Genomic DNA, 10,238 nt, shown 5'->3' with positions numbered 1-10,238 from the left:
GGGATGTCGATGCCGTCCGGCAGGCCGAGTTCCTCTCCCTGGAAAAGGTAGGCGGCACCCGGGAGGCCGAGCATGAACATGGAGGCGGCAGCGGCGCGGCGCCTGCCGAGGCCGGTGTCCGGCTGGGGATCGGCCGGGCCGATCCCGTCACCGTCGCGGGGGCCGTGGCCGTTGTAGCCGAAGCGGGATGCATGCCGCACGACGTCGTGGTTGGAGAGCACCCAGGTACTGGGTGCGCCCACGCCGTTCAGGACTGTCAGGGAATCGGTAATGACACTCCGGAGCCGGTGAACGTCCAGGCCGGCATGCAGGTACGGGAAGTTGAAGGCCTGGTGCATTTCGTCGGGCCGGACCCAGTGGGCCAGGCGGTCCAGGTCCACGCTGGCTTCCGCACACAGGATCCTGTCAGGCCCGTACTCGTCAAGGATCCTGCGCCAGGTCCGGTAGATGTCGTGGACGGCCGGCTGGCCAAACATAGGAGCCTCATGGCCGGGGAAACCGTCCGAGCTGCCGCCGTCGGCCCTCCCGCCCCAGGCAGGCAGGCCGGGAGCCTTGACCAAAGCGTGGGCAACATCCACCCGGAAGCCTGAGACGCCGCGGTCCAGCCAGAAACGGAGCACCCGCTCAAATTCGGCGTGGACGGCAGGGTTGTCCCAGTTGAAGTCCGGCTGGGACGAATCAAAGAGGTGCAGGTACCACTGGTCCGGCTGGCCGTCAGGGGCAATGACCCGCGTCCAGGCCGGTCCGCCGAAGTGGGACTGCCAGTTGTTCGGCGGCTCATGGCCCTCGAAGCCGGTTCCGTCGCGGAAGATGAACATATCCCGTTCAGGGCTTCCTGCCGGCGCGGCAAGGGCCGCCTGGAAAGCCGAATGCTGGTCCGAGCAGTGATTGGGAACAAGGTCAACAATGACGCGCAGGCCCAGGCGGTTGGCCTCGGCCATCATCACGTCGAAGTCCTGCAGGGTCCCGAAGATCGGATCCACATCGCAGTAGTCGCTGACGTCGTAGCCTGCGTCGCGCTGCGGTGACCGGTAGAACGGGGACAGCCAGACGGCGTCGACGTCCAGGTCTGCCAAATGCGGCAGTTCCTCCGTGATTCCGGCAATGTCCCCGATGCCGTCCCCGTTGAGGTCACGGAACGACCGCGGGTACACCTGGTAGATGACGGCGGAGCGCCACCAGCCCGGAGCCTTGTCAGCGGCGTGGATAAGGGTGAGGGGACCCGTCAGGGCCGCTGTGGCGGAGATCACTGTATCTACAGACATGGGAGCCAGCTTAGACGCGCCGAGCCCGAAAACTGAAAACGCTTCCAGTGTGTTTCTTCGCACCAGGGGCGTAGTGGTGGAGGAGTGCGCCCCTGACCTGTGGAAACGGTTGCAGGAATGCAGGCCGACACATTACCCCTGAGTAACGTCATGCGGGCGCAACCTAGACTGGTACAAACACTTGCGACGACGGAACTGGAGGCTGCGTGGGCAGCATAGGTGAAGAGCTGGTGGCCGCATTTGGCGGCGGGCAGGTCAGTATGGAACCGGACGTATTGGCCAAATACGCTGTGGACCAGGCCCCCATACTGGACTTCCACTTGCCGGAAGCCGTGGTCTTTGCCCGCTCCGTCAGCGACGTCCAGGACCTGGTCAGGCTCTGTGCCGCGAACGGCGTTTCGGTCGTAGCCCGCGGGGCCGGCACCGGCGTTTCCGGCGGGGCGCACGCCAGCAGGAACTCCGTGATCCTGTCCCTGGAACGAATGAACCGCATCCTTGAGCTGAATCCGGACGATGAGACCGCCGTCGTGGAACCCGGTGTGGTCAACGCTGCCCTGAACGAAGCGGCGGCCGCCTACGGCCTGATGTATGCGCCGGATCCGGCGAGCTTCCGCACGTCAACCATCGGCGGCAACGTCGCCACCAATGCCGGCGGCCTGCGCTGCGCCAAGTACGGGGTTACGAGGGACTCGGTCCTGGCGCTGGACGTGGTGCTGGCCGACGGCTCGCTCATCCACACCGGCCACCAGACGTTCAAGGGCGTGGCCGGCTACGACCTCACCGGGCTGTTCGTCGGTTCCGAGGGGACGCTGGGGATCGTCGTGGGGGCAACAGTGAGGCTCAAGTACTTGCCCCGCGACGTGCACACCATCGCGGCGTTCTACCCGGACTTCCGGCAGGCGGCCGCAGGGGTCCTGGCCGTTGGCAGGGCACGGGTGCAGCCGGCCATCATGGAACTGCTTGACGGCGGCACGCTCGCCCAGCTGGATGCGCTTCACGGCTCCGATCTGAGCTCCCGCGGCCTTTCGCTGCTCCTGATCCAGACAGACGGGTTCGGGGCCGAGGCGGAGGCCGCCGTCGTCCGTTCAGTCCTGGCCGCCGGCGGTGCCGTGGTCAGCACGGAATCCACTGCGGAGGCCGAGCATCTCGTGGAGCTGCGCCGGAACAGCCGCGGTGTGGAGGTGGATGACGAATACCGTGTGGGCGAGGACGTGGCCGTTCCCCGTTCGCGCCTGGTGGACTACATTGCCGTTCTGGAGGGATTGGCCGCCACGCACGGCGTGAGCCTGAAGGTGGTGGCCCATGCAGGGGACGGCAACCTCCACCCCACCTTCTGGATCGACCGGGAGGGCGAGGCCGTGGATGCAGGCGCGATGGACAGGCTGAACCTTGCGCTGGACGGCTCGGTGACGGCTGCCCTGGAGATGGGCGGCACCATCACCGGCGAGCATGGGATCGGACAGTACAAGCTGCGCTGGCTCGGCCTGGAGCAGCCGGAACCAGTACGGGAACTCCAGCGCAGAATCAAGGACCTCTTCGACCCGGCCGGCATCCTCAACCCCGGGAAGGCGATTTAGCGCAGCCGGGTTAACTGCTGGACTGGGGGCTCTCAGTCGTCGACGTCCGGGTATTCTTCGATCGATTCGTCGGCGCCGTACCTGGACTCTTCGGTCTCCACTTCCAAGATCTTCAGCAGCCCGGTGTCCGGGTTCAGCATGATCGCGGCCTCGTCCCGGCGGTGGCGCAGGATGGAATCGATGTAGGACTGCACCGCCTCCGCGAGCGGGATGTGCCGCTCCTGCTTTTCGGACATGTACCAGCGGTGTTCGAGGACCTCGTGGACCGCTTCAGCAGGCTCCAGCTTGCGGGAAAGGTCCCGCGGGATCGAGCGCACAATGGGCTCGAAGACCTGGCTCACCCAGAGGTGGGCGCTGTATTCCTCGTCCATCTCCGGGTTGTTGTCCGCGCGGAAGGTGTCCATGTCATTGAGCAGCCGCCTGGCCTGGTTCTCCTGGGCGTCGAGCCCGGTGAGGCGCAGGAGCCGGCGCTGGTGGTGGCCGGCGTCCACCACTTTGGGCTGGAGCTGGATGGTGGAACCGTTCTGGGTGGTCTTGATCGCGTATTCCTCGACGTCGAAGCCGAGCTCGTTGAGCCGCCGGATCCTGGCACCAACGCGCCACCGTTCGCCAAGTTCGAAGGACTCTTTTTCGGTCAGCTCGGCCCACAGGCGGCGGTAGCTTTCCATGATGAGTTCGCTGGTAGCCACGGGGTCCACCTTTTCCTCGATGAGGCCGCCATCCAGGAGGTCCATAAGTTCGCCGGCAATGTTGACCCGGGCGATCTCGAGATCGTACTCGCGCTGGCCGGTGGAGAGGTCCGGGTAGAGCTCACCGGTCTCGGCATCCACCAGGTAGGCGGCGAACGCGCCTGCGTCGCGGCGGAACAGCGTGTTGGACAGCGAGACGTCGCCCCAGTAGAAGCCGATGAGGTGCAGCCGCACCATCAGCAGGGCCTGGGCGTCGATGAGCCTGGTCAGGGTGTCCTTGCGCAGCATCTGCGAAAACAGGGCGCGGTAGGGCATGGAGAACTTCAGATGCCGCGTGACCAGGACGGGGTTCAGTGGACGGCCGTCCAGGGTGGTCCGGCCGGTGATGACCGCCACCGGGACGACGCAGGGGACATCCAGCCGGGCCAGTTTGCGGAGCATGTGGTATTCGTGGCGGGCCACGTGCTCGGAGGTCTCCTTGATGGCAATGACAGAGCCGCCGAGGTGGGCGAAGCGCACAATATGGCGGGAAATACCGCGGGGCAGGGCTGCCAGGTTTGCCGCCGGCCAGTCCTCCAAAGCGATGTGCCAAGGCAGGTCCAGGAGTTCGGGCTCGGCTGCGGCGGCCGTGATGTTCAGCGAGCTGGAGACGGCGGCAAGTTTGGAGTCGTTGGCGCTGGCTGCCTCAAACCGCGGCAGTTTGCCCACCTGTGCATAGTCGGTGGGTTCGTCGTGCCACTGGGCGCTGTTTTCATCGGTCATAGGTCAATTCTTCCGTACATTGGGGTGGCCTGGGGCAACGGGCTCAAAGGCTGACGGGCACAAACGCCGACGGCGGCCCTCCCGGTGTGGGGAGAGCCGCCGTCGGTCAGGCGCGATCAGCGGTGGGGGTTAGTCGCCCAGGCGCAGGCCGGTCTTGGTGTCGAAGAGGTGAACGTGGCCCGACTGCGGACGGACGTAGATGGAGTCACCCTTCAACGGAGGACGGCGGCCGTCGACACGGGCCACGATGTCGTGGTCCTTGCCGTCAAGCGTGGTGTGGCCGTAGACGTAGGCGTCGGCACCGAGTTCTTCAACAACGTCAACCTCGACCTTGAGGCCCTCACCCTGCGGTGCGGTCTCGAGGTCTTCGGGGCGGGAGCCCAAAGTGACGGTGCTGCCGTGTGCTTCTTCGAGGACGTCGCGCGGCACCGGGTAGACCGTTCCGCCGAACTGGACGCCGCCGTCGACGACGGGGAGCTCGAGCAGGTTCATGGCGGGGGAGCCGATGAAGCCGGCGACGAAGACGTTCTTGGGCTTGTCGTAGAGGTTGCGCGGGGTGTCAACCTGCATCAGCAGGCCGTCCTTCAGCACAGCCACGCGGTCACCCATGGTCATGGCCTCGACCTGGTCGTGGGTCACGTAGACCGTGGTGACGCCGAGGCGGCGGGTCAGGGATGCGATCTGCGTACGGGTCTGGACACGGAGCTTGGCGTCAAGGTTGGACAGCGGCTCATCCATGAGGAAGACCTGCGGGTTACGCACAATGGCGCGGCCCATGGCAACACGCTGGCGCTGACCGCCGGAGAGTGCCTTCGGCTTGCGGTCCAGGTAAGGCTCGAGGTCAAGAAGCTTGGCGGCTTCACGGACACGCTCGGCGCGCTCTTCCTTGGAGACGCCGGCGATCTTCAGCGCGAAGCCCATGTTGTCCGCAACGGTCATGTGCGGGTACAGAGCGTAGTTCTGGAAGACCATGGCGATGTCGCGGTCTTTCGGGGGAACGTCGGTGACGTCGCGATCGCCAATGAGGATGCGGCCGGCGTTGACGTCCTCGAGGCCTGCGAGCATGCGCAGGGAGGTGGACTTACCGCAACCGGAGGGTCCAACGAGGACCAGGAATTCGCCATCGGCGATTTCAATGTTGAGCTTGTCAACAGCGGGCTTCTCTGTGCCCGGGTACAGACGCGTAGCGTTATCAAAAGTAACTGTAGCCACAGTTATCAATCCCTTCACCGGCAGGTACGTGCCGGACGATCCGTTGTGAATGGTTCATGTTTGTTCAGTTGTCCACGGCATTACAGCCGTGTACTCCCCGGCCGAAGCCGAGGAGTATCGCGTGACGCCGCACGGTTCTTGTGCGCCACATCACAACCAAGAGTATGTCAGACGAAAGACAAATCGTTGTGAATGTTACGAAGCTCACATGTGAGCTTCGCCAAGCCGGCTGTCCCTAGACGTCGCCGGGCTCCTCTTCGGCCACCACCAGGCTCCGCTCCTGGAGGAGGGCTTCCAGCAGTTCCGCCACATGAACGGGCGCCTCCACGCGGAATTCGGCCTGCGTGAAATCAAGGCCCACCTTGACGCCGACGTCGCCTGGTTCGAGGCGTGCCAGCGCGTCCTCGTCCGTGGCATCATCGCCCGCGAAGAGGACAGCGGTAGCACCTGTGATCTGGCGCAGGAAGGTCAGGCCCTCGCCTTTGGACGCGTTGACCACCGAGGTTTCCAGGACGCGTTTGCCGTTCTTCAGGAAGACGCCCTTGCGGTCCTGCAGCACGGCTCGGGCGGCTGCCACCGCATCCTCTGCCACGTCGTCCGCAGCGAGCCTGGTGTGGAGGACCACGCCTGCCGGTTTGTCCTCCAGCAGCGTTCCGGGTGCCTGCTCAACAATGTCCTCGAGGACACTGCGGACTTCGGCAAGCAGCTGGCGCTGGTCCTCGTCCAGGGTCAGCTCCGTGGATCCGGGGCCAAGCCAGGCTTCGGCGCCGTGGCTGCCGATGAGCAGGGTGTCCACCGGCGGTGAAGCCACCGCGCGCAGGCTGGCGAGGGCCCTGCCGGAGATGAGTGCCGTCGTCGTGCGCGGCAGGGCAGCAAGCCCGGCGAAGGCAACTGCTGAGCGTTGGAGGGGGCGGGCATCGCCGGCACGGTCGACTATCGGGGCGATGGTGCCGTCGAAGTCCATGGCCACCAGCAGATGGTCCGTCCGGGCGATCCGTTGAAGGGCTTCGCGCAGTTCCGGGGACAGGGTGAGCGGTCCCTTGGCGTGGCGGGCATCAGGAGTCATCGCGCACAACTTTCTCGTTCAGGGCTTTGAGGAAATCAGCTGACCAGTGGTCGACGTCGTGCTCAAGGATCTGCTTGCGCATGGACCGCATACGGCGTCCGGCGTCCCTGGGGGACATGACGACGGCCTGCATGATGGTGTCCTTGAGGCCGTCGATGTCGTGCGGATTCATGAGCAATGCCTGTTTGAGCTGGTCCGCGGCGCCGGCGAACTCGCTGAGCACCAAGGCGCCGTCGTTGTCTTTGCGGGCGGTGACGTACTCCTTCGCCACGAGGTTCATGCCGTCCCGGAGCGCCGTGACCAGCATGACGTCGGCGGCGAGGTACAGCGCCACCATCTCCTCCACGGGGTAGCTGTGGTGAAGGTAGCGGACGGCTGTGTTCTCGATGGTGTCGTAGGTGCCGTTGATGTGGCCGACGGTTCCCTCGACCTCCTCGCGCAGCAGCCGGTACTGTTCCACACGTTCGCGGCTGGGGCTTGCCACCTGGATCAGCGTGGCCTCACCCACCTTGAGCTTGCCCTCCTGGAGGAGCTCCTCGTAGGCCTTGAGCCGGTGCCGGATGCCTTTGGTGTAATCGAGCCGGTCCACGCCCAGAAGAATGGTCTTGGGGTTGCCGAGGTCCTGCCGGATCTGCCGGGCGCGCTCGATGATGTCCGGGTTGTTGGCAAGCTCGGTGATGTGGGCAACGTCGATCGAGATGGGAAAAGCCTGCGCACGCGCGATGTGCGTGACATTGCCGTCCTGGCCCTTGACGTGCACCTGCTGCTGTTTCACGCTGGCGCCCAGGAACCGGCGGGCGGAGCGCATGAAATTCCCGGCGTCGCTGGGGCGCTGGAAGCCGACCAGATCCGCGCCCATCAGCCCGTCGATGATGGCATGGCGCCAGGGGAGCTGGGCGAAGATCTCCGGCGGCGGGAAGGGAATGTGGTTGAAAAATCCGATCCGCAGATCAGGCCGCGCTTCGCGCAGCATCCGCGGCACCAGCTGCAGCTGGTAATCCTGGATCCACACTGTTGCGCCGTCGTCGGCGTGGCGTACGACGGCGTCGGCGAACCTTCGATTGACCTTGCGGTAGGCGTCCCACCAGGTCCGGTGAAACTCCGGCGGGGCGATGACGTCGTGGTAAAGCGGCCACAGCGTGGCGTTTGAGAATCCCTCGTAGTACAGCTCGACGTCGTCGGTGCTCAGCTGCACCGGGACCAGGTCCATTCCGCCGTGACTGAACGGTTCCACGGTTTCATCCGGAGCACCGTGCCAGCCCACCCAGGCGCCGTCGGTTTTGGTCATCATGGGTGCGAGGGCCGTCACCAGGCCTCCGGGGGAGCGGCGCCAGCCCGAGCCGTCGTCGCCGCTCTCGCCTGGCGTGGTGCGGTCGACGGGCAACCTGTTGGACACCACCATAAAGTCGTATTTGGTGGCATGGCCGTGGCTGTGCGCGGCCGGGCCGGTTTCAGTTCCGGCTGACGGTTTTTCCTGGACAGGTGATTGCATTGCGGCCCCCTGGGGTTGCTTGTGCCTCTAAGCAACCCTAATAGGATGGAATCTTCGGGGCTATTCGTCCGTTGGTCAATGGGGCGGAATACTTGAAGGCGCAAGCTCTCCGCTTTCTGCCCTAAAATGATGGAGTCGCCACAGAGTGGTCCCCCTATGTCGATCGACCCAAGGAACACATGAGCCCCGCAAATGAAATACGTAAGTCCAAAGCTGAGCGAACCTCGGAGGCTCGCGAAAAGGCGCGCCTGATCCGCGAGGCCCAGCTTAAAAAGGACAAGCGCAACAAGCTGCTCATCGGTTGGGGCATTGTGGTGGCCGTTGTTGCCATCCTGGCGATTGTGGCATTGGTGGTCACCACCAGCATCCGGCAGAACACCCCCATCGCGGACCAGGGCCCCGTGCCCGCCGGCGCCAACGTCAACGGCGGTGTGACCCTGCTGGCCAACACCGAGGTGAAGAAGACGGACGCCGCCACGGTGGACATGGCCAACCTTCCGGCCAAGCCGGACACATTGCCCAGCCCCGTTGTGGCTCCCGGCGCTGAAGCTGAAGCCGGGCAGCCGGTCAAGGTGATTGCCTACATCGACTTCATCTGCCCTGTCTGCCTCCGGTTCGAGAACACTTACAACGAGGCCCTCACCACCCTTCGCAATGAAGGCAAAATCACCATGGAGTACCGGCCGCTCGGCTTCCTGGACCGCCAGTCCAGCACCAACTACTCCTCACGCGCCGCCAACGCCGCGGCCTGCGTAGCTGACAAGGCACCGGATAAGTACGCCGAGTACGTCAATGTGCTCTTCGCCAACCAGCCCGCTGAAGGCGGAGCCGGCCTCTCGGATGACAAGCTGAAGTCCCTTGCCTCGGATATCGGGGCTGATATCAACAGCTGTGTTGATGAGAAGACCTTCCGCCCCTACGTGAAGTACTCCACCGGCCTCGCCGAGAACACCGGGATCACCGGAACACCCACCGTTTTTATTGACGGCAAGAAGTGGGAAGGCACCACGGACCTGAACGCTGACATCCAGGCCGCGATCGACGCCAAGGCCTAAGCCTTCTTCGTCACCCTGAGGACCCGCCTCCGGAAGATTCCGGGGGCGGGTTCTTTTTTGCCCTTTTTCTGCCCTTTGGCGCCCTCGCCGGGACTGCGGTTTTTACCAGCGCCCGGACTTGGGCTAACCTTATCTAGCGCCGTTGCGGCGCACGCCCCGAGTGGGCGCGCCTCCTTAGCTCAGTTGGCCAGAGCACCGCTCTTGTAAAGCGGGGGTCGTCAGTTCGAATCTGACAGGAGGCTCCAATTGCGGCCTGACCCCGGTTTACCCCACAGGGCAGTGTGTGCAGACGACGTCCTATAGAGACTCCCCTTTGACTCAATCAGCGTCTGCGGCGCACGGTGGCAGGTACGGGCTCGTCGTCGTCGCGTGAGGACCTTGAATGGTCAGCACGCTCAAGCAGCCGTGACACCACGTACCCGCTCACGAGGCCCCAAAACGCCGGGTGGATGTTGAAGAGACTCAGGCCGGAGATGGTCACGACGAAAGTCACCAGCGATCCCAGCGTGAAGGCCGTGGCGAAGGCAGTGACAAAGGCCTGCTGAAGCGCCCGCAGCATCGCAATGCCGCCCAGGGCAAGGATGAATTCCCGGGGTGTGGCGAGCATGAGCCGGGTGAGCGCCGGAGCCAACAACGCGCAGGCCATCGCCAGGACGCCGAACACCACCGCAGCTGTGTACTGGCGCTGCCGTGTTCCCGAGGACGTCATGAGGGCGTTGGTAGGGCCCGTGACGCACGCTGAGACAGCACCGCAGCATGCATTGAGCAAGGAAAACGCGCCCGATGCGATGGCGAAAACGTTGACCGGCGGATGGTGGCCGGCGGCACGGAGAACGGCGATGCCTTGGCCATTCTGAACGAACAGCACGGTGACGGCCAGGGGAACAACGAGCTCGAGCTGGGCGGCCCAGGTGAACTCGGGAACGGTGAAGACCGGGGTGGCCAGAATCGGCCCGCCGCCTTGGAAAGAGAATTGACCACTCGCCGCCACGGCGAGGCAGCCAACCACAAGAGTTCCCAGCACCGGTGGAAGGAACCGGCCAAGGGCCGGTATGGCCGTCAGGATCAGGAATGCGGCCACCATGGGGACCGCCACCACGGGGTTCGCCTGTGTGGAGAC

The 10,238-nt window shown here is 64.7% G+C and carries 7 protein-coding genes, 1 tRNA gene and 1 pseudogene; 3 read left to right on the top strand and 6 right to left on the bottom strand.

Features of this window, described 5'->3' with window-relative positions; genetic code table 11:
- Positions 1 to 1,265: pseudogene (locus tag DBR22_RS21850) on the bottom strand (alpha-amylase family glycosyl hydrolase); the annotation flags it as partial.
- Between the two features lie 206 nt (positions 1,266 to 1,471).
- On the opposite strand from DBR22_RS21850, the gene DBR22_RS21845 reads away from it, so the two are divergent.
- Positions 1,472 to 2,842, top strand: coding sequence for an FAD-binding oxidoreductase (locus DBR22_RS21845; RefSeq protein WP_108600706.1), 1,371 nt, complete (start codon positions 1,472 to 1,474; stop codon positions 2,840 to 2,842).
- 32 nt (positions 2,843 to 2,874) lie between these two features.
- Here DBR22_RS21845 and DBR22_RS21840 read toward each other — a convergent pair whose 3' ends face one another.
- From DBR22_RS21840 to DBR22_RS21825, 4 genes are all read right to left on the bottom strand, one after another.
- Entirely contained in the window at positions 2,875 to 4,293 is a 1,419-nt protein-coding gene (locus DBR22_RS21840; RefSeq protein WP_108600705.1) for a DUF4032 domain-containing protein, read from the bottom strand.
- Positions 4,294 to 4,422: 129 nt separating this feature from the next.
- A complete protein-coding gene (locus DBR22_RS21835) occupies positions 4,423 to 5,505 on the bottom strand; it encodes an ABC transporter ATP-binding protein (RefSeq protein WP_108600704.1) in 1,083 nt (360 codons plus the stop codon).
- Positions 5,506 to 5,740: 235 nt separating this feature from the next.
- Positions 5,741 to 6,571, bottom strand: coding sequence for a trehalose-phosphatase (otsB, locus tag DBR22_RS21830; RefSeq protein ID WP_108600703.1), 831 nt, complete (start codon positions 6,569 to 6,571; stop codon positions 5,741 to 5,743).
- Complete coding sequence (locus DBR22_RS21825; RefSeq protein ID WP_108600702.1) at positions 6,561 to 8,063, bottom strand: alpha,alpha-trehalose-phosphate synthase (UDP-forming); 1,503 nt, start codon at positions 8,061 to 8,063, stop codon at positions 6,561 to 6,563. The genes otsB and DBR22_RS21825 overlap by 11 nt, the downstream gene beginning before the upstream one ends.
- Before the next feature lie 179 nt (positions 8,064 to 8,242).
- On the opposite strand from DBR22_RS21825, the gene DBR22_RS21820 reads away from it, so the two are divergent.
- Together DBR22_RS21820 and DBR22_RS21815 are read left to right on the top strand one after the other, a co-directional pair.
- A complete protein-coding gene (locus DBR22_RS21820) occupies positions 8,243 to 9,118 on the top strand; it encodes a DsbA family protein (RefSeq protein WP_108600701.1) in 876 nt (291 codons plus the stop codon).
- 168 nt (positions 9,119 to 9,286) lie between these two features.
- Positions 9,287 to 9,363: transfer RNA gene (locus DBR22_RS21815), tRNA-Thr, on the top strand.
- 77 nt (positions 9,364 to 9,440) lie between these two features.
- Here DBR22_RS21815 and DBR22_RS21810 read toward each other — a convergent pair.
- A partial coding sequence (locus tag DBR22_RS21810) for a benzoate/H(+) symporter BenE family transporter (RefSeq protein ID WP_181365283.1) occupies positions 9,441 to 10,238 on the bottom strand: 798 nt, incomplete at its 5' end.

Origin of the sequence: Arthrobacter sp. HMWF013, from assembly GCF_003061105.1 — a bacterium.
In the GTDB taxonomy this organism is placed as follows: domain Bacteria; phylum Actinomycetota; class Actinomycetes; order Actinomycetales; family Micrococcaceae; genus Arthrobacter.
This window is presented reverse-complemented; position numbering and strand designations above follow the sequence as displayed.

Bases quoted from the DNA above. Each gene is read 5' to 3' on its own strand.
- otsB (WP_108600703.1), bottom strand. From the start codon at position 6,571: ATGACTCCTGATGCCCGCCACGCCAAGGGACCGCTCACCCTGTCCCCG.
- DBR22_RS21840 (WP_108600705.1), bottom strand. From the start codon at position 4,293: ATGACCGATGAAAACAGCGCCCAGTGGCACGACGAACCCACCGACTAT.
- DBR22_RS21825 (WP_108600702.1), bottom strand. From the start codon at position 8,063: ATGCAATCACCTGTCCAGGAAAAACCGTCAGCCGGAACTGAAACCGGC.
- DBR22_RS21820 (WP_108600701.1), top strand. From the start codon at position 8,243: ATGAGCCCCGCAAATGAAATACGTAAGTCCAAAGCTGAGCGAACCTCG.